The following is a 20,723-nucleotide window of genomic DNA, read 5'->3' as shown; positions in this document are numbered from 1 at the left end:
CCGCGACCGGGTCGCGTTCGAGCCGCATGAAAGCGGTGCCCGACCTGATCTACTACCCCGACGACCGACCGGGCATCCGGCGCGAAAAGCGCGGCCGCGGCTGGTCCTACATCGCACCCGACGGCACCCGGATCGAGGATCGCGCCGAGCGCAAGCGGCTGAACGCGCTGGCCGTGCCGCCGGCCTACGAGGACGTCTGGATCTGCCCCGAACCACTCGGCCACCTGCAGGCGACGGGCCGGGACGCGCGGGCGCGCAAGCAGTACCGCTACCACCCCGATTGGACAGCCTACCGCGCCCGCCGCAAGTTCGAGCATCTCGCTGCGTTCGGCGCGGCCCTGCCCGGCCTGCGCCGCCGCATCCAGCACGACCTGCGCGAGGGCGAGGCGGGCGAGCAGTCCTTCGCAATCGCCGCCGTCCTCGCGCTCATCGACCGCGCGCACCTGCGGGTGGGCAACCCCGACTACGCCCGCGAGAACGAAACCTACGGCGCCACCACGCTGCGCCCACGCCACCTCGACCTGCATGAAGGAGGACTTCGCCTGACCTACGCGGCCAAGGGCGGCCAGCGCGTTGCCAAGACCCTGCGAGACCGGACCCTGCACCGCACGCTGGCGCAGCTCGACGACCTGCCGGGGCCGACGCTGGTGTCGTGGATCGACGAGGACGGCACCTCGCGCGCGGTCACGTCGGGCGAGGTCAACGCCTTCCTCTCGGGCCAGATCGGCACCGACGGGATGACGGCCAAGACCTTCCGCACGTGGTCCGGCAGCGTCGCGGCCCTGGAGGTGGCACTGTCCGAGGAGAAGCCGACGATCAAGGCGATGTCCGAGGCCGCGGCCGACCGGTTGCACAACACGCCGACGATCTCGCGCAACTCGTACATCCATCCGGACGTGATCGACTTTGCCGAAGAGCCTGCGGATATCCGGCAGAAGCTTCTGGATGACGCCGACGACACCCGTGGCTTGCGGCAGGCCGAGGCGGCGCTGCTGCATCTTCTTCAACCAGCGACCTGAGGTCCGGCTCTGCGCGCACCGAGCGCCGTGCTTCTGGCACGATCGGAACGCGGCGTCACAAATAACGGATCGACGCCGCGGTTGGGCTCTCGTCCGCCGGCCGCCCGGCGGTTGGGTGGACCGCTTGGAGACCAATGAAAAAGGGCGCGCCCAACGGACGCGCCCCTATCGGATAGATTAAGCCGCCGCTCAGCTGCGGACGAGTGTCTCGTAGCCCTCAGCGATCTCACGTGCGAGCGCGCCGACCTCGAAGTTGTAGTCGCCGATCTGCCCGACCGGGGTGACCTCGGCGGCGGTGCCGGTCAGCCAGCACTGCTCGAAGCCTTCCAGTTCCTCGGGCATGATGTGGCGTTCGTGCACCTTCACCTGCCGGTCCTCGAGCATCCCCACCACCGTCTGGCGCGTGATGCCGTTGAGGAAGCAGTCGGGCTTGGGCGTGTGGACCTCGCCGTCCTTGACGAAGAAGATGTTCGCGCCGGTCGCCTCGGCCACGTAGCCGCGGTAGTCGAACATCATCGCGTCCGAGCAACCCTTCGCCTCGGCGGCGTGCTTGGCCATGGTGCAGATCATGTAGAGGCCGGCGGCCTTGGCGTGCGAGGGCGCGGTCTCGGGCGAGGGCCGCTTCCACTTGGCGATGTCGAGCTTGGCGCCCTTCATCTTCGCGTCGCCGTAGTAGCTGCCCCATTCCCACGCCGCGATGGCGAGCCGGACCGGGTTGCGCTTCGACGCGACACCCATGTCCTCGCCGACGCCGCGCCACGCCACCGCGCGGACATAGGCATCGGTAAAGCCGTTCTCCTTCAGCACGTCGGCCTTGGCGGCCTCGATCTCGTCGACGGTGAACGGGATCTCGAAGTCCAGTTCGCCAGCCGAGTAGTGCAGCCGCTCGGAATGCTCGCGCGACTTGAAGATCGTCCCGCCGTAGGCCCGCTCGCCCTCGAAGACCGAGCTGGCGTAATGCATCGCGTGCGTCAGGACGTGTACGTTGGCGGTGCGCCAGTCGACCATCTGGCCGTCCATCCAGATCTTTCCGTCCCGATCGTCATAGGCTCCGGCCATCACGCCATCCTCCGCCAGTATTTCCGTTTATTGCGCCAGATACGTCCGCAACGGACACAAAATGTCGCAAATCGCCGAGTTTCGCTATCAGCCGCTTCTTGGAATGTCAACAAGGCTGCCCTAAAGTGCGTGCAAAGTGATCGGCGACTGCACGAGGTTCCCATGGCCGACCCCGACCGCGCCCCCCATGCCGGTGGCGAATCGCTGCTGTTCCTGACCGACGAACAGCTCAGACAGGGCATCGAAGCGATGTTCTTCGCCTATCGCGGCTTCACCGCCGACCCCGACCGCATCCTCGCCACGCTGGACTATGGCCGCGCCCACCACCGGGCGCTGCACTTCTGCGCCTGCGCGCCCGGAACGACGGTCAGCAACCTGATCTCGATCCTGGGCGTCACCAAGCAGTCGTTGAACCGGGTGCTCAGGACGCTGGTCGCCGACGGCCTGATCGAAAGCCGCGTCGGCCACGCCGACAAGCGCGAGCGCAACCTCTTCCTGACCGAGGCCGGGCAGGAGCTGGAGCAACGCCTGTCGGACGCCCAGCGGGCCCGGATGCGCGCCGCCTACCGGCAGGTCGGACCCGAGGCTGTATCGGGCTTCCGCAAGGTGCTGGAAGCAATGATGGATCCCGAGCAGCGTCGTCAGTATCATGCGCTCCGCGACGGGCGTGCCTGATTTGGGCACGAGGGAGGACCGGAACAGATGAGCGATCCAGACGCGCACCTGCTGATCGTCGATGACGACGAACGCATCCGATCGCTCTTGCAGCGGTTCCTGGTGCGCAACGGCTTCATGGTGTCCACCGCCCGCGATGCAGGACACGCGCGGCGCATCCTGTCGGGGCTCGACTTCGACCTGATCGTGCTCGACGTGATGATGCCGGGCGAGGATGGCGTGTCGCTCACTCACTGGCTCCGCGAGAGCCGCACCACCCCGATCCTTCTGCTGACCGCGAAGTCCGAGACCGACGACCGCATCGCGGGGCTCGAGGCCGGCGCGGACGACTACCTCGCCAAGCCGTTCGAGCCGAAGGAGCTGCTGCTGCGGATCAACGCGATCCTGCGGCGGATGCCCGAGGTCGGACCGGGCGCGTCTACGCCGAAGCTGCTGACGCTGGGACCGATCCGGTACGACATCGAGCGCGGCGAGATGTGGCGCGGCGAGGACCCGGTGCGCCTGACCGCGACCGAAGCGCACCTGATGCGGATCTTCTCGGCCAAGCCGGGCGAGGCGCTGAGCCGCACGCAACTGGTCGAGGACCTCGGCCGTGACCGGGGGCAGAGCCAGGAGCGCGCCGTGGACGTCCAGATCACGCGCCTGCGCCGCAAGATCGAGGACGACCCCAAGCAGCCGCGCTATCTCCAGACGGTGCGCGGTGCGGGCTACATGCTGTCGCCGGACTGAACCGGGCCGCGCGACACCTCACCCGACGCGCCCCCTTGCACGCGCCCCCCGCTTCGCGCTTACCTCGCCGCCATGACAGCCCTCATCACACATGCCGACGGCCTCGCGCACGTCACCCCGGACGGTCACCCCGAACGGGTCGCGCGGCTGGAACACGTCCTGCACGCCCTCGAACCGCTGGGCCTTTCGCGGGTGACCGCGCCGCTCGCCACCGAGGACGACCTGCTGCGGTGCCACCCGCAGGACTACATCGACCGCATCCGCGACAAGCTGCCGTCGCGCGGCTCGGTCCCCCTCGATGCCGACACGTGGCTATCGCCGGGGTCTTGGAACGCGGCCCTGCGCGCGGTCGGCGGCGCGATCCGGGCGGTGGACATGGTGCTGGGCGGCGAGGCACCGAACGCCTTCTGCGCCACCCGGCCGCCGGGTCACCACGCCGAGACCGCGACCTCGATGGGGTTCTGCATCTTCGGCACGGCGGCGATCGCGGCGAAGCACGCGCTCGACCATCACAAGCTGAACCGCGTGGCCGTAGTGGACTTCGACGTCCACCACGGCAACGGCACGCAGGACCTGCTGTGGAACGAGGGCCGCGCGCTCTTCGTCTCGTCGCACCAGTCGCCGCTCTGGCCCGGCACGGGCAGCCGCACCGAGACCGGCGCCCATGACAACGTGATGAACCTGCCGCTGGCGCCGGGCTCGGACGGCGATGCCATGCGCCGGGTCTACGAGGCGGAGGTGTTTCCGGCACTCCGCGCCTTCGCGCCGGAACTGGTCATCCTCTCGGCGGGCTTCGACGCCCACGTGGACGACCCGCTCGCCAACCTCAAATGGGAGACCGAGGATTACGCGTGGCTGACCGGAGAGCTCTGCACGATCGCCGCCGAGACGTGCGGCGGCCGCGTGGTCTCGACACTGGAGGGCGGCTATGATCTGACCGCCCTCGCCGCCGCGGCGAAGGCGCATGTAGAGCAATTGGTGGAGGCCGGATCGTGACCGAGGAAACCCCCGTCGAAGAGATGACGTTCGAGCAGGCCATGGCCGAACTCGAGCGCGTGGTCGCCCAGCTCGAACGCGGCGACGTGCCGCTCGACGACTCGATCCGGCTCTACGAGCGCGGCGCCGCGCTCAAGAAGCGCTGCGAGGCCCGACTCAAGGACGCCGAGGAAAAGGTCGCCGCGATCACCCTCGACGCGCAGGGCACCCCCACCGGCACGAAGCCCGTCGACGGGCTCTGATGCGGTTCGAGGACGGGCTCGCCGACGCCGCCGCGCGGATCGGCGCGGGCTTTGACGCGCGCTTTGCCGCCCTCCCCGACCTGCCGCTGCACCGGGCCATGGCCTATGCCTGCGGCGGCGGGAAGTGCCTGCGCGGCTATCTCGTGATGGAGGGCGCGCGGGTGCACGGCATTCCCGACGCGCTGCACCCGGCGATGGCGATCGAGGCGGTGCACGCCTACTCGCTCGTGCATGACGACCTGCCGGCGATGGACGACGACGATCTCCGCCGTGGACACCCCACCGTGCACTGCCGCTGGGACGAGGCGACCGCGATCCTCGCCGGCGACGCGCTGCAGACGCTGGGCTTCGAGCTTTGCCTCTCCCCCGAGGCGCATCCGGACGCGGGCGTGCGCGCGGACCTGGCGCTAAGCCTCGCGCGGGCCGCGGGCGCCGAGGGCATGGTCATGGGACAGGCCCTCGACATCGCCGCCGAGGCGGCGGACGCGCCGCTCGACCTCGACGCGATCGTGGCGCTCCAGCGCGGCAAGACCGGCGCGCTGATCGGCTGGGCCGCCGAGGCCGGGCCGCGACTTGCCGGTGCCGACCCGGCCCCCATGCGCGCCTACGCCGACGCCCTCGGGCTGGCTTTTCAGATCGCGGACGATATTCTCGACGTGGAGGGGGATGCGGACGCGATGGGAAAGGCAGTCGGCAAGGACGAGGGCCGGAACAAGGCGACTTTCGTTTCGCTGCTGGGACTCGACGGCGCCAAGGCGCGCGCAACGTCACTGGTGGACGACGCGTGCGATGCCCTATCTCCCCTCGGACCGGAGGCGCAGGGCTTGATCGGCGCGGCCCGCTTCGTTATCGCCCGTCGCACCTGAGCGGCCCCTCCCGACGAACAGCCGACGCGCAGAGAGGAGGCGCGAGCCATGTCAGACCGTCCCGCCACACCGTATCTGGACCGCGTGACCACGCCGGCCGACCTCAAGGCGTTCTCGGACGTCGAACTGCGACAGGTGGCCGACGAGCTGCGCGCCGAGACGATCTCGGCGGTGAGCGAGACCGGCGGCCATCTGGGCGCGGGCCTCGGCGTTGTGGAGTTGACCGTTGCGCTGCACGCGGTGTTCGACGCACCACGCGACAAGCTGATCTGGGACGTCTCGCATCAGTCCTATCCGCACAAGATCATCACCGGGCGCCGCGACAGGATCCGCACCATCCGCCAGAAGGACGGGCTGTCGGGCTTCACCAAGCGCTCGGAATCTCCTTACGACCCGTTCGGCGCGGCGCATTCCTCGACCTCGATTTCGGCCGCGCTCGGCTTTGCCGTGGCGCGCGACCTCGACGGCAAGTCCGAGACCGGCCACGGCGACGCCATCGCGGTGATCGGCGACGGCGCGATGTCCGCGGGCATGGCGTACGAGGCGCTGAACAACGCGGGCCACCTCGGCAAGCGGATGATCGTGATCCTGAACGACAACGAGATGTCCATCGCGCCGCCCACCGGTGCGATGTCGTCCTACCTGTCGCGGCTCTACGCCGAGGCGCCGTTCCACACGCTCAAGGACGCGGCCAAGGGCATCGTCTCCTTCATGCCCGAGCCCTTCCGCGAGGGCGCGAAGCGCGCGAAGGACATGCTCAAGGGCATGGCCATGGGCGGCACGCTCTTCGAGGAACTGGGCTTCAGCTATCTCGGCCCGATCGACGGGCACGACATGACGCAGCTGCTGCCGGTGCTGCGCGCGATCAAGGCGCGCGCCCACGGGCCGGTCCTGCTGCACGTCATCACCCAGAAGGGCAAGGGCTACAAACCCGCCGAGGATCGTGCCGACCGGGGCCACGCCACCGCCAAGTTCGACATCCCCTCGGGCGAGCAGAAGAAAGCCGCCTCGAACGCACCGTCCTACACCAAGACCTTCGCCAAGGCGCTGTTGCAGGAGGCCGAGCAGGATCACCGGATCTGCGCGGTGACGGCGGCCATGCCCGACGGCACCGGGCTCGATCTGTTCAACAACGCCTACCCGTCGCGTTGCTTCGACGTCGGCATCGCCGAGCAACACGCGGTGACCTTCGCCGCGGGCCTCGCGGCAGGCGGGATGCGACCCTTCGCGGCGATCTACTCGACCTTCCTGCAACGCGGCTACGACCAGGTGGTGCACGACGTGGCGATCCAGCGGCTGCCGGTGCGCTTCGCCATCGACCGCGCGGGGCTCGTGGGCGCCGACGGCGCGACCCACGCGGGCAGCTACGACGTGGCCTACCTGTCGAACCTGCCGGGCTTTACCGTCATGGCCGCCGCCGACGAGGCGGAACTGGTGCACATGGTCGCCACGGCGGCGGCGCATGATTCCGGCCCCATCGCCTTCCGCTACCCGCGGGGTGAAGGCGTCGGCGTCGAGATGCCCGAGCGCGGCGAACCTCTCGAGATCGGCAAGGGCCGGATGATCCGCGAAGGCTCGGGCGTGGCGCTCCTGTCGTTCGGCGCCCGGCTCAAGGAGGTCCGCGAGGCCGCCGAGAAGCTCGAGGCACGCGGGCTGACGCCCACCATCGCCGACGCGCGCTTCGCCAAGCCGCTGGACAGGGAGATGATCCTGACACTCGCCCGCGATCACGAGGCGCTGATCACCATCGAGGAAGGCGCGGTCGGCGGCTTCGGCAGCCACGTGGCACAACTTCTGGCGGACGAAGGGGTGTTCGACCAGGGCCTCAAGTTCCGCTCGATGGTGCTGCCGGACATCTTCATCGATCAGGCCAGCCCCGCGGACATGTACGCGGTGGCCAAGCTGAACGCCGAGGACATCGAGGCCAAGGTGCTGGACGTCATGGGCGTGGCGCGGATGAGCGAACGGCGGGCCTGACCCGCGCTCAGACGATGCCCTGCCAGATCGCGGTCGCCACGGCGAGCACGCCCGCGACCGTGATCCAGCCCGCGATGATGTAGAGCCCGTCGCGGATCATCAGCCCGATGGCGAAGAGCGATACTGCGCCGGCGCCGAACGAGGTGAAGAACGGCAGAAGCTCGAGCAGCGGCCACGTCATCACCACCACGAGAATCGACAGAAGCGACACCGTGCTGAACGGCGGATACGTCAGGATCGTCCAGCGGTCGCGGCTGTGCCGGTCGACCCATCCCGCCGGTTTGCGCAGCCATGACAGCCCTTGACTCAGCCGCTTCGCACCGATCTCGCGTCGGGTCAGGAGGCCCGGCAGCCAGAGGTGATCGCGCCCCAGCAGCGCCTGCGCCACGATCAGCGCGATGATGCATGCGCCTATCGTGGGCGTGCCGGGAATGCCCGAGACCGGGGAAACCAGGATCAGCGCGGGGACAAGGATCGCCGCCGGGAACGAGCGGTCCCCGATCTTGTCCAGAATCTCCGCCACCGACACGCTGGTCTCGCCCTCCGCGGGCGCGATCCGGGTCAGAAGCTCGCCAAGGGACGTGACCGGCGGGCCGTCCGTGTCGCTCATCGAAAGTCCTCCGGACGGCGGGCGGCGCGTGTCGTCAGGCCGGTTCGGTGTCGAGGAGCGCGGCCAGACCGCTGCGGTAGTTCGGATGAATCAGCTCGATACCCAGCTCGGTCTTGATGCGGTCGTTCGAAACCCGCTTGTTGTCCGAGTAGAAACTGCGTGCCATCGGCGACAGGTCCGCCTTGTGGAAGGGAACCTCGGGCGGCACCGGCACGCCGAGAAGCTCGGCGGCATAGGCGATCACGTCCTGCGGCGGTGCCGGGTCGTCGTCGCAGACGTTGTAGACGGCGCCGAAGTTCGGCCGCTCGATGGACGCGTGCAGAACCTGCGCGATGTCGTCCACATGGATGCGGCTGAAGACCTGCCCCGGCTTCACGATCCGCTCGGCCTTGCCGCGGCGCAGCTTCTCGAACGGCCCGCGGCCCGGACCGTAGATGCCCGCCAGCCGGAAGACGTGCAGCGGCAGGCCGGGAATCGCGCCCCAGGCCGCCTCGGCCTCGACGCGCTTCTCTCCGCGTTCGGTCGTCGGCAGGAGCGGCGTGGTCTCGTCCACCCAGCCCCCGTGGTGGTCGCCGTAGACGCCGGTGGTCGAGAGGTATCCGGCCCAGTGCAGCGCCGGAGCGGCGTCTGCGATGGCGTCACCGGCCAGGCGGAGGCTCGGGTCGCCGTCATCGTCGGGGCCCGCGGAGACGAGCAGGTGCGTGGTCTCGCTCAGAGCATCCGCGAGGCCCTCGGCCGACCACGAGACCGCCTCGACACCTTCGGCCTGCATCCGCTTGGCCTTGTCGTCGTCGCGGGTGGTCCCCAGGACCCGCCATCCTTCCGGAAGGAGGCGGGCGGCCAGCGCACGGGCGGAGAACCCGTATCCGAGGGCGAGGAGCGTGGGACGTGTTTGGGTCATGGCGCAAAGATGAGGCGCACGGGATCGTTTGGCAAGCATTGCGCGAACGCGACGGCGCATTTGCCGCGATCGGCGAAGGACCGCCGAGCGAGAGCCCGCGGCGCAGCTTCCGGCTTCCGCGAGCAGGTTCCTGGGCTATGAGCGAGGCAGGGACAGTTCTTTCGGAGATACCCGCGATGCGCCTCACCGTCGCCGCGTTCGTCGCCCTGGCCGGCCTCGGCCTGTCGGGCTGCGCCAGCCTCGCCCCGCTCGACACCGCCGAGCGGGCCAACTTCGCCCCGGTCCAGCAGCCAAAGCTGCCGCTCCATCCCAACGAGACGCCGGAGCTGCGGCAGCTCATCAACGAGTACGCCGATCTCTATGGCGTGCCGCGCCCGCTGGTGCACCGCGTCATCATCCGCGAGAGCACCCACCGGCCCGGCGCACGCAACGGCCCCTATTACGGTCTCATGCAGATCCTGCCCGCCACCGCCCGAACCATGGGGTTCCGGGGCGCGCCGGGCGACCTTCTCGATGCCGAGACGAACCTCAAGTACGCGGTGAAATATCTGCGCGGTGCTTGGCTCGTGTCGGATGGAAGCTATGACCGCGCGGTCGGCTGGTACGCCCGCGGCTACTACTACGAGGCCAAGCGGCGCGGGATGCTGGTGGAGACCGGCCTGCGCGCGGGCTGAGCGCGGACGCCGGACCGCGGGCGGGGGTGTGCTGCCCCCGTCGCACGCCCGGAGTGTTGGCGACGAGAAGAGCCGCGTCAGCGCCGTCAGCTCGCGTAGTCCGAGGCTTCCGCGTCCAGAATGGCGCGGAGTTCGGAGAGATGTCCGTCGCCCTGTTCGGGATAGGCCTCGAGTTCACGGGCGGTCTTCTCCGCGATCTCGTCGGACAGCACGCGCAACGCGCGTCCGGTCTGAAGCGCGAGGACGTAGGTGCGGGCGGCGCGTTCGAAATGGTAGAGCCGGTCGAAGGTCTCGGCCACGCTCGCTCCGATCACCAGCACGCCGTGATTGCCCATGATCATCACCTTCCGTTTCGGGTCGGTGAAGAGGGCGGCGCAGCGCGCGCCCTCCTCCTCGAAGGCGAGGCCGCCGTACTGGTCGTCGATCACAACGCGGTCGAAGAACGCCGCGCTGTTCTGGTCGATCGGCGGAAGGGTGGGATCGGCCAAAGTCGCGAGCACGGTGGCGTAGGTCGAATGGACATGCATGGCGCAGCGCGCGTGCGGGACCCGGCGGTGGAGCGCGCCATGCAGGCCCCATGCGGTCGGATCAGGCGCGTCGGGACGATCGAGCGTCGCGGGATCGTCCGCGTCGATCTCCACGAGGTCCGAGGCGCGGACGCGGGAGAAGTGGCGCTGGTTCGGATTGATCAGGAGGCGCGTGCCGGCTTCGTTCACCGCGATCGAGAAGTGGTTGGCGACGCCCTCGTGCATGTCGAGCCGGGCGGTCCAGCGCAGGGCCGCGGCAAGGTCGGCGCGCGTGTCCCAATCGGTCAGGTTGGGGGCATGGATGGTCATGGCAGCTCCGGGATGATGGCGGTGTAGTCCGTGCCGTGCTCGACGACGATGCCGCGCTCTTCCATCGCCTCGATCCGGGCGAGGTCTCGGCGGTCGGCGCCCTTGCCCGGCTCGCGCAGGATGACGCGCACGATCCGGCCCGGGTGACGCTCGGCGGCGGCGAGGTAGACTTGCGGGTCGTGCTGGCCGGTGTCGCCCACCAGCACGAAAGGCAGATCGGGATTGGCGGCGAGCAGCGAGTCGATGGCCGCCCCCTTGTGGTCGCCGTGGGTGCCCGAGATGAACTGCGTCCGCGAGATGCCGAGGTCGCGCAGGAACATCGGGCCCTTGGGCAGGTCATGCCGCTCGAAGATGCGGCGCAGGAAATGGTGCAGGTTCCACGGGCTCGACGACACGAAGTAGACCGGCGCGCCGAGCCGCACGAAGCCGTGCATCAGCGTCACGGCGTCCTCGTAGACGTGCCGAGTCATCGCGTTGCCGGTGAGCGACGTCCAGAGGTTCCGCAGGAGCGAGTAGGCCCCGGTCTCGAGCACCGTGTCGTCTATGTCGGAGATCACGCCGAATGGCGCGTCGGCAGGCGGAACCAGCGCCTCGAGCGTCGCGCCCTCGCCGCCATCGATGGCGACCTCGGCCGAAAACCAGCCGGGCGCGGCTTCGCCGCGCGGCACGTGGAGGGTGAAATAGCCCTCCTCGTCGGTCTGCGCGGTCACCTCGCCCCAGCACACCGTCTTTCCCGCAACCTCGCGGGTCAGGAACAGGCCCGCCATCTGGCGCAGGTTCACCCACCAGCTGGCCTCGGGCGCGGGGTTGGTTCGTCTGAGATGCGTCAAGACGCGGCCGCGCAGGAGGATGTGCTCGGGCGTCGCGTAGCCGAGGTAGGGATCGATCACCACCTCGTCGGGCGTGGAGCGAAGAAACACCCGGTCGAACGCCTGTTCGACCGGGTGCGCTATTCGGGCGAGTGCCTGTTTGAGCATGTCAGCCCGGGCTCATGCCGCGCATCTTCTCGGACCGGCGCCGCAGGATCTCGACGGTGGTCAGCAGGCAGATGGAGATGCCCACGAGGATCGTCGCCACCGCGAGGATGGTGGGCGAGATCTGCTCGCGCAGGCCGGTGAACATCTGCCACGGCAGCGTCTGCTGGTTGGCCGAGCCGACGAACAGGACCACCACCACCTCGTCGAACGACGTGATGAAGGCAAAGAGGCCGCCCGAGATCACGCCGGGCAGGATCAGCGGCATCTGCACGCGGAAGAACGTGGTCACCGGGTTCGCGCCCATGTTCGCCGCTGCCCGCGTGAGCGAGCGGTCGAAACCCACGAGCGTCGCCGTCACGGTGATGATGACGAAGGGAATCCCGAGCGCCGCGTGCGCCAGCACCACGCCGACATAGGTGCCCTGAAGGCCGATCCGGCTGTAGAAGAAGTACATGCCCGCGGCCGAGATGATGAGCGGCACGATCATCGGCGAGATCAGGATCGCCATGATGACCTGCCGGCCCGGGACGTGGGGCTGGCTGAGACCAATGGCCGCCAGCGTGCCGAAGCTCACCGCAAGCAGGGTCGCGACCGGCGCGATCAGAAGCGAGTTTCGCAGCGCGTGCTGCCATTCCGAGGACTGGAAGAAGTTGCGGTAGTGGCGCAGCGAGTAGCCCTCGGGGTCGAAGGACAGCATCTCGGGGGTGAAGGTGAAGAAGTTCTCGGCATTGAACGAGAGCGGCATGACCACGAGGATCGGCGTGATCAGGAACACGAAGATCGCCCCGCAGAGCACGCGGAAGCTGTAGTGCCAGAGGACCTGGCCCGAGGTCAGGTAGGGGGCCAGGGTCATGCGGTAACGGCAGCGCCCGATCCAGTAGGCGAACCAGCCGATGAACCAGCCGAAGAGCGCGCCCATGATCGCCGCCGGAATGCCGGCGAAGAGGAACCCGCCGAGCGCGAAGAGCGCGACACAGGCCCAGCGGACCGCGCGCTCCTGCGCGGTGCCGACGACGAAGATCGCGACGTAGGCGATGGCGGCGCAGAGGACCCCGGCAATCAGGATGCCGAGGAGGCCCGACCCCTGCGCGGTGCCCACGAAGAGGCCGAAGAAGGCCCCCGCCGCGGCGACCACGGGCAGGGTGAAGCCCATCGGCATGGTCTTGGTCTCGGTGATGACGACGTCGTTCATCGCGTCAGCCTCCCAGCTTCACGTTGTCGATGCCGACGATCCGGTCGTAGGCCCAGTAGAGGATGAGAACCACGCCCAGAAGGATCGTGCCCAGCGCCGCGGCGAGGCCCCAGTTGAGCGAGCTGGAGATGTGGTAGGCGATCCGGTTCGAGATGAACGTGCCGGTGGTGCCGCCGACGATCTCGGGGGTGATGTAGTAGCCGATGGCGAGGATGAAGACGAGGATCGAGCCCGCGCCGATGCCCGGCACCGATTGCGGGAAGTAGACCCGCCAGAACGCCGTCCAGTTGGTCGCGCCCAGCGACTTGGCCGCGCGCACGTAGGAGGGCGGGATCGTCGACATCACCGAGTACATCGGCAGGATCATGAACGGCAGCAGGATGTGGGTCATGGCCACGATGGTGCCGAACTGGTTGTTGATCATCACCAGGCGTGAGCCGTCGCCGACGAGACCGAGCCAGACGAGCACGTCGTTTATGACCCCCTGTTGCTGCAACATGACCTTCCACGCCGAGGTCCGCACCAGCAGCGAAGTCCAGAACGGCAGCAGCACGAGGATCATCAGCAGGTTCGCCGACCGCATCGGCAGGGTCGCCAGCAGGTAGGCCACCGGGTAGCCCAGCGCGATGCAGCAGAAAGTGATGGTCAGCGACATGAACATAGTGCGCTTGAACAGAAGGCCGTAAATGCGCTGGTCGTCGGGCTGCATGGCCACGCCGTCGGGCGTCTCCTGCATGTCCACCGCGTTCAGAAAGTAGCCGGCGGTGAACGGCCCGGAGAATGTCTGGATCGTCGCCCAGACCTCGGGGTTGCCCCAGTCCTCGTCGATCTCGTCGATGAAATAGCTGCGGAAGTCCACGGTCTCGAAGTCCGCGACCGCGTCCTCGGCGGCGCCGACCAGCGTCGCCATCTCGCCCTCAAAGGGGGCGGTCGCGCTCGGCTGGGCCGTCAGGTCCTGGTAGAGCGCGGTGTAGGCCACGGGCCACGGCTCGTCCTCGGCGAGGCTGTCGCGACGGGCACCGGCAGTGAACTCGGAGAAGAGCGTGTACATCTCGACCGTGCGGGGCAGCGCCTCGCTGGCGGCCGCCGAGGGCTGGAAGGCCGGCGGCGCACCCGCCTGCTCGCCCTCGAACCACTCCATGTAGCTGTCGCGCCAATCCGCATCGCCCATGAGCGCGAGCCAGGTCGCGGGCTCTTCCCACGCCTCGTCGAGGTCCTCGAACTGGTCGACGTAGACGTCGCCGATGTCCTCGATGTCGCGGCCGGACTGGCGGAACAGCGAGGAGATGCCGGTCTGCTCGTAGTTCAGGCGCGTGCCGAGACGGGTGTGGTTCTTGAGCTGCGCGGCGATGGCCATGTCGTAGTAGAAGGCCTCGAACAGCTCGGCGTCGGGTGCCTCGCCCGAGTTGTGGTCCCAGTCGCCGATGAGCTGAACCGTGCGTGGCAGCGTCTCGGGGACGATCTCGTTCTCGACCGAGCGGAACAGCATGTCCGCAATCGGCGCGATGAAGGTCACGAGGACGAACAGCAGCAGCGGCGCGATCAGCGCAAGTGCACGGATCTTCTGGACCCGGAGCGAGCGCGCGAGCGAGCGCTTGAGCGGCGTGCCGTCCGCCGCGAGAAGGCGGCCCTGGTCGTCGACGCTGTCGGCGGCCTTGGCCTGCCGAAGCGCGTCGTCGGGCGTCGGCCCGTCCATCGGATGCTGGGTGGCGTCGGTCATGTCTGTCACGTCCCCTCGGCCACCAGGATCACGCTGTCGGCGCTGGCGCGCCGGATGGCTGCGACCTCCTGGTAGGCGGTGTCGTTATAGGCGGCGAGCGCCGCGTCGTAGGTCGGGAACTCGATGATCACGTGCCTGTCGTGGGTCTCGCCTTCCATCACCTCGGCACGGCCGCCGCGCACGACGAAGCGTCCGCCCAGCCCTTCGAGGATCGGCGTGTCGCGCTCGACGTATTCGCGATACGCCTCCGGATCGCGAACGCTGATATGTGCGATGATGTAGCCCTTCGGCATGGCCCGTGTCCTGCGGCCGTTCCCTGTCGGTGTCCTGCGCCGTTCGGGCGGCGCCTGTCGTTCTGGTCGATGTCGGAGGCGGACGGGACCGCCCGCCTCCGGATGTGCGTGGCGGGCCGGTCGCGCCGGCCCGCCCTGCCCCGTCTTACTGCGCGAGCCAGGCCTGGAACTTCGCGTCGATGTCGTCGCGATAGTCGGCCCAGAACTCGTAGTTGTAGAGGAACGTGTTGCCGGCGTTCTCCGGGTTGGTCGGCATGTGCGGCGCCATGTCGATGCCCAGGTCGGCGTGCTGACCCACCAGCGGCGCCGAGGATTCGCGCGCCGGGCCGTACGAGATGTACTTGGCCTGGTCTGCGAGGCGCTGGGTGTCGGTGGCGAAGGTCACGAAGTCGCGCACGCGGGCCAGACGGTCGTCCGGCAGACCGGTCGGGATGATCCAGCCGTCAAGGTCGTAGACCTGCGCGTCCCACATCATGGCGACGGGCTGGTCCTGCTCCTCGATCAGCGAGAACAGGCGGCCGTTGTAGGTCGAGCCCATGAACACCTCGCCGTCGGCGAGAAGCTGCGGCGTGTCGGCGCCGGCCGACCACCAGACGACGTCGTCCTTGATGGTCTCGAGCTTGGCGAGCGCCTGGTCCTGGCCCTCTTCGGTGGCCAGAACGTCGTAGATCTCGTCCTTGGCGACGCCGTCACACAGGAGCGCCCACTCCATGTTGTTGATCGGGCGCTTCTCGAGCGCGCGCTTGCCCGGGTAGGTCTCGAGGTCGAAGACCGAGCAGATGTCGCTCGGCGCGTCGGCGCCCTCGGGGACCATGTCGGTGCGGTAGCCGAAGGTGGTCGAGTAGGCGATCTGCGGGATGAAGCAGTCCGACACGATCATGTCGCCGAAATCATCCTCGGCCGAGGTGCCGTCGGGGGCTTCGGCCAGCAGGTCGTCGGGATCGTATTCCATCGCCAGGCCTTCGTCGCAGAGGCGAATGGCGTCGGAAGCCACCACGTCCACGAGGTCCCAGGTGATGTTGCCGGCTTCGTTCATAGCACGCAGCTTGGCCACCGCCTCGTTGGAGCTTTCGTCCCACGTGATCGACACGTCGGGATTGTTCTCCATGTAAGGCTCGGCATAGGCCTTCTGCTGGCTGTTCTGGTAGGCGCCGCCCCAGCTGACGATGGTCATGCTGTCGGCCATTTCCTGGTCCTGTGCGAACGCAGTGCCTGCCGCGAGCGTCAGCGCGGTTGTGGCCAGAAGCGTCTTGGAGATGGTCATCTCTTTCTCCCTGTAGCACCCGTCTTGCGTCGTGGGTCCGTGTCACGGGCGGAACGCTCGGACCCTTCTTCGGTCCACCGTCCCCGTTCGGGCGCGCCTCGGGCACGCATCGGGACGGCAGGACAAACGAACCTTACGTTGCGTCGAGCGCGCGGCAATCCTCGGGCAGCCAGCCGATCCGGACGGTCTCGCCCGGTGACAGCCGCTTCTGGTCCGCGCGGTTACGGGTCTTGACCACGAACTCGTCGTTGCCCGCCACCGACAGCCGCGTGCGGAACACGTCGCCCATGTAGATGAACTCGCGCACCTCGGCGGTCAGCGTGTGGGCCGCGTCGCCGAGCTGGGGATCGAATTCCACGCGCTCGGGGCGGATCGACACGCGCGTCCGCTCGCCCTTCTGCGAGACGTTGATCGGAACCGCGTCGATGATGTCGCCCGAGTCGAGCCGGACCGTGCAGCGATTGCCGCCGATCTCCTCGACCACGCCTTCGAGCGTGTTGTTCTCGCCGATGAACTGCGCGACGAAGCTGTTCTGCGGCGCCTCGTAAAGCTCGCTCGGCGGAGCGAGCTGCTGGATCACGCCGGCCTCGAACACCGCCACGCGATCCGACATCGTCAGCGCCTCGGTCTGGTCGTGGGTCACGTAGACCACGGTGATGCCGAGGTCGTCGGCGATGCGCTTGATCTCGAACTGCATGTGCTCGCGCAGCTGCTTGTCGAGCGCGCCGAGCGGCTCGTCCATCAGGACAAGCTCGGCCTCGAACACCAGCGCGCGCGCCAGCGCGATCCGCTGCTGCTGGCCGCCCGAAAGCTGCGCCGGACGGCGCCCGCCGAAGCGACCCATCTGCACCATCTCGAGCGCGCGCTTCACCTTCTGTTCGCGCTCGGCCTTGCCCATTCCGCGCACCTCGAGGGGGAACGACAGGTTCTCGGCAACCGTCATGTGCGGGAAAAGAGCGTAGTTCTGGAACACCATCCCGATGCCGCGCTTGTGGGGCGGGATGTTGTTGATCGGTTTGCCGTCGAGCTTGATCTCGCCATGAGTGGCGGTCTCGAAGCCCGCGAGCATCATCAGGCAGGTGGTCTTGCCCGATCCCGAGGGCCCGAGCATCGTCAGGAACTCGCCCTTGGGCATCGCGAGGTTGAGGTCTTTCACGACGAGCGTTTCGCCGTCGTAGCTTTTCTGCACACGTTCAAACGCGACGAATGCGTCGCTTGCCGCCGTATCTGCCAACCGTTGGCTCCCTGGTTTGTCGTTCGCGGTGTTGTCCCGCGTTTGATTGCCATGACTAAAGCGCGGCGGATTGCGCGATGCAACTGCTGATGCCGCTTTTGCAGGCACTGGCGGCTCAAACAGGAGATTTGCTCAAGTTCGGGGCACCTGACAGGCGGATCGGCTGCGCGCTTCCGTCCTTCGCAGCGAAGCGGCCGACGCCGGAGAGGACTTCCAAAGGCCCGTGCGACACCCCGGATGAAACGGAATCACCCCGCCGGGCGTTCTGCACTTTGGCCGAGGTTGTACACAACATGCCGGGAGGGTCGCCCCGAGACCCTTTCAGGCGCCGAAATTTTCATCGAAAATCGGCCTGAGGTCAGGAAACGTCATGCCATGTCGCGAATAGGCAAGGTGAGATGTACACAATTTGGAAAGACTGGGGGAGTAAGACCCAGCAAGGCAGAAAGGCGTGCCCATGGCGTATCACCGCTTCTCCAAGGACCTGCCCTTCAGTGAAGACGAATACACCCGACGTCTGGCCAAGACACGCGCCGCGATGGATCGGGCCGGGGTGGACGTCCTCTACGTCACCGACCCCTCGAACATGGCTTGGCTGACCGGCTACGACGGCTGGTCCTTCTACGTGCACCAAGGCGTGATCGTCCTTCCGGATGCCGACCCGATCTGGTGGGGCCGCAACCAGGACGCCAACGGCGCCGTCCGCACCGTCTGGATGGGCGACGACCGGGTGATCGGTTACGCCGACAACTACGTGCAGTCGACCGAACGCCACCCGATGCAGGATCTCGCGCAGCGCCTGATCGGCATGGGACTCGAAAAGGCCCGGATCGGGGTCGAGCTCGACAACTACTACTTCTCGGCCAAGGCCTACATGACCCTCGTGCAGGAATTGCCGAACGCCACGCTGATCGACGCAACCGCGCTGACCAACTGGCAGCGTGCGGTGAAGTCCGAAGAGGAGCTGGTGTTCATTCGCCGCGCCGCGAAGATCTCGGAGAAGATCGTCGACGGCCTGATCGAGCGGGTGGAACCCGGCGTCCCGAAGAACGAGGTGGTGGCCGAGGTCTACCGCGATGCGCTCACCGGCGTGGACGGGCACTGGGGCGACTACGCCGCCATCGTGCCGCTGCTGCCCTCGGGCTCGGACGCTGCCGCTCCGCACCTGACGTGGGACGGCGACCCGTTCAATGCAGGAGAGGCCACGTTCTTCGAGATCTCCGGCTGCTACCGTCGCTACCACGCGCCGTTCTGCCGGACGATCTTCCTCGGCGAGCCGTCGGACATCTTCAAGCGTGCGGAAGCGGCGCTGGTCGAGGGCCTCGAGGCCGGTCTGGAGGCAGCGCGCGCCGGCAATCGCGCCTGCGATATCGCCAACGCGCTGGCCGCGCCGCTGGAATCGGCCGGCATCGAACGCGGCGCCCGCTGCGGCTACCCGATCGGTCTGAGTTATCCGCCGGACTGGGGCGAGCGGACGATCTCCCTGCGTTCCGAAGACGAGACCGTGCTCGAGCCGGGCATGACCTTCCACTTCATGCCAGGCCTCTGGATGTCGGATTGGGGTCTCGAGATCACCGAGTCGATCCTCATCAAGGAGGACGGCGCGGCCGAGACCTTCTGCAACCGTCCCCGCAAGATGTTCGTGAAGGACTGAGATGCTCGACCGCACCGAAGATATCCTCCGCGACCTGATCGCCCATCCCTCGGTCTCGTCCGATCCGAACGCCGCGCTGATCGGCAATCTCGCCGACCGCCTCGAATCCGCGGGCGCCCGCGTCGAGATATTCGCGGACGAGACCGGCGAGAAAGCCAATCTCTGGGGTACGATCGGCCCGGACGTGGCGGGCGGCGTTCTGCTGTCCGGACACTCCGACGTGGTGCCGGTCAAGGATCAGGACTGGTCCACCGACCCATGGGAGCTGACAGAGCGCGGCGACCTTCTGCTGGGTCGGGGCACCTGCGACATGAAAGGCTTCATCGCCGCCGCGGTGGCGATGGCGGACGAATACGGCGCCACGTCGCTGCGTCGGCCCGTGCACTTCTGTTTCACCCACGACGAGGAGGTGGGCTGCCTCGGCGCACAGGCGCTGGTGCCGCTTCTGAAGCAGCGCGAGCATCTGCCCGCCATCGCGGTGGTCGGCGAGCCGACCGAGATGCGCATCATCGAAGGCCACAAGGGCTGCTGCGAATACACCGCGCGGTTCCACGGGCTCGAGGGGCACGGCTCAAACCCCGACCGCGGCGTCAACGCGGTCGCCTACGCCGTCAAATACGTGACCCGACTGATGGAATTGGCCGAGGAACTGAAGCTTCGGGCCCCGCGCGATTCCCGCTTCGATCCGCCCTGGACCACGGTCAACGTGGGCAAGCTGGCGGGCGGCGTCGCGCACAACGTCATCCCCGGCCGCGCCGAGGTCGAGTGGGAAATGCGGCCCGTTCAGTATGGCGACGCCGAGTTCGTGAAGGAGCAGCTGCAGGCCTACGTCGAGGGCGAGCTTCTGCCGGCCATGCGCGCCATCACGCCCTGGGCCGACATCAGCGTCGAGACCATCGGCGAGGTCGTGGGCCTCGAGCCGATGGACGACAACATGGCCCGCGCGCTGGTCGCGCAGCTTACCGGCGGCAACTCCGCCGACGTGGTGCCGTTCGGCACCGAGGCGGGCCTCTTCCAGGAGCTCGGCATGTCCGTCGTGGTCTGCGGGCCGGGGTCGATCGCGCAGGCCCACAAGCCCGACGAATACATCTCGCGCACACAGTTGTCCGAATGCCTGACGATGCTCGAAGGCCTGCGGCGGAACCTGGCCGCCTGAGCGCGGAAGAGCGCTTTCGCAAGCTCTACGCCGAGCTCAGGGGACGGATCTGCCTGCTCGACTACCCGCCCGGCACCAAGCTGGGCGAAGAGGCGCTGGCCGCCGAGTTCGGCGTGTCGCGCACGCCCGTGCGCCGGGTGCTGGCACGACTTTCGGACGAAGGCCTGGTCGAGGCGCGTCACGGTGTCGGCACGATCGTCACCGACGTCGACGCACGCGAGTTGTCCGACGTCTACGCCCTTCGGATGGAGTTGGCGCAGCTCGCCGGCACCCTGTCGCCGCGCCCCGTCACGGCCGCGATCCGCGCCGAGGCGCGTGACTTCGTGGACCGGAGCGAGACGCTGGTGGCACGCCCCGACCCACGGGATTTCGCGACGCTGAACATGGACTTCTTCGACTTCGGCCTGAGGCTCTGCGGAAACGCCGCGCTCGCCGAGACGTCCGAGCGGCTCTACTACCAGACGGCGCGGATCTGGCTGCAGACCATCCCGCGGCTGGACCTGCGCCGCGAGGCAACGTCCTTCGCACAGGAGATCCGGCAGGTCGCCGCCGCCCTCGACGCCGACGACCCGAGCGCCGCCGCCCTCGTTCGCCGGGCGCACATCTCGATGAGCTACCGCCGCCTGACCACAGAGGCGTGAGCCTGATA

21 protein-coding genes are annotated in these 20,723 nt (G+C 68.0%); 11 read left to right on the top strand and 10 right to left on the bottom strand.

What is annotated here, in order from left to right:
- Window positions 1–26 precede the first annotated feature (26 nt).
- Window positions 27–1,019: a DNA topoisomerase IB gene (locus tag BMX29_RS00695; RefSeq protein ID WP_092809587.1), complete on the top strand. Its 993-nt coding sequence runs from the start codon at window positions 27–29 to the stop codon at window positions 1,017–1,019.
- 189 nt (window positions 1,020–1,208) lie between these two features.
- Here BMX29_RS00695 and BMX29_RS00690 read toward each other — a convergent pair whose 3' ends face one another.
- A complete protein-coding gene (locus tag BMX29_RS00690) occupies window positions 1,209–2,078 on the bottom strand; it encodes a branched-chain amino acid aminotransferase (protein WP_043844865.1) in 870 nt (289 codons plus the stop codon).
- A 162-nt stretch (window positions 2,079–2,240) separates the two neighbouring features.
- Between BMX29_RS00690 and BMX29_RS00685 the strand changes: the two genes are divergently transcribed.
- The 6 genes from BMX29_RS00685 (at window position 2,241) to dxs (ending at window position 7,563) form a co-directional block, all read left to right on the top strand.
- Window positions 2,241–2,753 carry a MarR family winged helix-turn-helix transcriptional regulator gene (locus BMX29_RS00685; RefSeq protein ID WP_043844864.1) on the top strand — a complete coding sequence of 171 codons (513 nt, stop codon included), beginning with the start codon at window positions 2,241–2,243 and terminating at the stop codon, window positions 2,751–2,753.
- Between the two features lie 27 nt (window positions 2,754–2,780).
- A complete protein-coding gene (locus BMX29_RS00680; RefSeq protein WP_043844863.1) occupies window positions 2,781–3,482 on the top strand; it encodes a response regulator in 702 nt (233 codons plus the stop codon).
- Window positions 3,483–3,554: 72 nt separating this feature from the next.
- On the top strand, window positions 3,555–4,478 hold the full coding sequence (locus BMX29_RS00675; protein WP_092809585.1) for a histone deacetylase family protein: 924 nt from the start codon (window positions 3,555–3,557) through the stop codon (window positions 4,476–4,478).
- Entirely contained in the window at window positions 4,475–4,720 is a 246-nt protein-coding gene (locus BMX29_RS00670; RefSeq protein WP_043844861.1) for an exodeoxyribonuclease VII small subunit, read from the top strand. Before BMX29_RS00675 ends, BMX29_RS00670 begins: the two co-directional genes overlap by 4 nt.
- The gene (locus BMX29_RS00665; protein WP_092809583.1) at window positions 4,720–5,586 is read left to right on the top strand and encodes a polyprenyl synthetase family protein; all 867 of its coding nucleotides are present in this window, start codon (window positions 4,720–4,722) and stop codon (window positions 5,584–5,586) included. Before BMX29_RS00670 ends, BMX29_RS00665 begins: the two co-directional genes overlap by 1 nt.
- A 48-nt stretch (window positions 5,587–5,634) precedes the next feature.
- The gene (dxs, locus tag BMX29_RS00660) at window positions 5,635–7,563 is read left to right on the top strand and encodes a 1-deoxy-D-xylulose-5-phosphate synthase (RefSeq protein WP_092809581.1); all 1,929 of its coding nucleotides are present in this window, start codon (window positions 5,635–5,637) and stop codon (window positions 7,561–7,563) included.
- Window positions 7,564–7,570: 7 nt separating this feature from the next.
- Here dxs and BMX29_RS00655 read toward each other — a convergent pair whose 3' ends face one another.
- Together BMX29_RS00655 and BMX29_RS00650 are read right to left on the bottom strand one after the other, a co-directional pair.
- Window positions 7,571–8,173: an exopolysaccharide biosynthesis protein gene (locus tag BMX29_RS00655; RefSeq protein ID WP_043844858.1), complete on the bottom strand. Its 603-nt coding sequence runs from the start codon at window positions 8,171–8,173 to the stop codon at window positions 7,571–7,573.
- 34 nt (window positions 8,174–8,207) lie between these two features.
- Entirely contained in the window at window positions 8,208–9,074 is an 867-nt protein-coding gene (locus BMX29_RS00650; protein WP_092809579.1) for an SDR family oxidoreductase, read from the bottom strand.
- A gap of 176 nt (window positions 9,075–9,250) precedes the next feature.
- Here BMX29_RS00650 and BMX29_RS00645 point away from each other — a divergent pair, with 176 nt between their 5' ends.
- Window positions 9,251–9,748 carry a lytic transglycosylase domain-containing protein gene (locus BMX29_RS00645; RefSeq protein WP_043844856.1) on the top strand — a complete coding sequence of 166 codons (498 nt, stop codon included), beginning with the start codon at window positions 9,251–9,253 and terminating at the stop codon, window positions 9,746–9,748.
- 86 nt (window positions 9,749–9,834) lie between these two features.
- Here the strand turns inward: BMX29_RS00645 and BMX29_RS00640 are convergent, their stop codons facing one another.
- The 7 genes from BMX29_RS00640 to BMX29_RS00610 all read right to left on the bottom strand — a co-directional run bounded on the left by BMX29_RS00640 (window position 9,835) and on the right by BMX29_RS00610 (window position 17,264).
- Entirely contained in the window at window positions 9,835–10,584 is a 750-nt protein-coding gene (locus BMX29_RS00640; protein ID WP_092809577.1) for a class II aldolase and adducin N-terminal domain-containing protein, read from the bottom strand.
- Window positions 10,581–11,561, bottom strand: coding sequence for an App1 family protein phosphatidate phosphatase (locus tag BMX29_RS00635; protein WP_092809575.1), 981 nt, complete (start codon window positions 11,559–11,561; stop codon window positions 10,581–10,583). Before BMX29_RS00635 ends, BMX29_RS00640 begins: the two co-directional genes overlap by 4 nt.
- Before the next feature lies 1 nt (window position 11,562).
- Window positions 11,563–12,753: an ABC transporter permease gene (locus BMX29_RS00630; RefSeq protein ID WP_051487753.1), complete on the bottom strand. Its 1,191-nt coding sequence runs from the start codon at window positions 12,751–12,753 to the stop codon at window positions 11,563–11,565.
- Window positions 12,754–12,757: 4 nt separating this feature from the next.
- Entirely contained in the window at window positions 12,758–14,473 is a 1,716-nt protein-coding gene (locus BMX29_RS00625; RefSeq protein ID WP_092809573.1) for an ABC transporter permease, read from the bottom strand.
- Window positions 14,474–14,478: 5 nt separating this feature from the next.
- Complete coding sequence (locus BMX29_RS00620) at window positions 14,479–14,766, bottom strand: DUF1330 domain-containing protein (protein ID WP_043844853.1); 288 nt, start codon at window positions 14,764–14,766, stop codon at window positions 14,479–14,481.
- A 145-nt stretch (window positions 14,767–14,911) separates the two neighbouring features.
- Entirely contained in the window at window positions 14,912–16,030 is a 1,119-nt protein-coding gene (locus BMX29_RS00615; protein WP_043844852.1) for an extracellular solute-binding protein, read from the bottom strand.
- A gap of 133 nt (window positions 16,031–16,163) precedes the next feature.
- Window positions 16,164–17,264 carry an ABC transporter ATP-binding protein gene (locus tag BMX29_RS00610; protein ID WP_043844851.1) on the bottom strand — a complete coding sequence of 367 codons (1,101 nt, stop codon included), beginning with the start codon at window positions 17,262–17,264 and terminating at the stop codon, window positions 16,164–16,166.
- Window positions 17,265–17,721: 457 nt separating this feature from the next.
- On the opposite strand from BMX29_RS00610, the gene BMX29_RS00605 reads away from it, so the two are divergent.
- From BMX29_RS00605 to BMX29_RS00595, 3 genes are read left to right on the top strand one after another with little or no spacing between them, the layout of a single operon-like run.
- Entirely contained in the window at window positions 17,722–18,918 is a 1,197-nt protein-coding gene (locus BMX29_RS00605) for a M24 family metallopeptidase (protein ID WP_043844850.1), read from the top strand.
- 1 nt (window position 18,919) lies between these two features.
- The gene (gene argE, locus BMX29_RS00600; protein ID WP_092809571.1) at window positions 18,920–20,074 is read left to right on the top strand and encodes an acetylornithine deacetylase; all 1,155 of its coding nucleotides are present in this window, start codon (window positions 18,920–18,922) and stop codon (window positions 20,072–20,074) included.
- A complete protein-coding gene (locus BMX29_RS00595) occupies window positions 20,029–20,715 on the top strand; it encodes a GntR family transcriptional regulator (RefSeq protein WP_092809569.1) in 687 nt (228 codons plus the stop codon). Before argE ends, BMX29_RS00595 begins: the two co-directional genes overlap by 46 nt.
- Window positions 20,716–20,723 lie beyond the last annotated feature (8 nt).

The organism is Roseivivax marinus, assembly GCF_900109705.1.
In the GTDB taxonomy this organism is placed as follows: domain Bacteria; phylum Pseudomonadota; class Alphaproteobacteria; order Rhodobacterales; family Rhodobacteraceae; genus Roseivivax; species Roseivivax marinus.
Note: the sequence above shows the minus strand (reverse complement) of the source record. Positions and strands in the feature narration are given on the sequence as shown.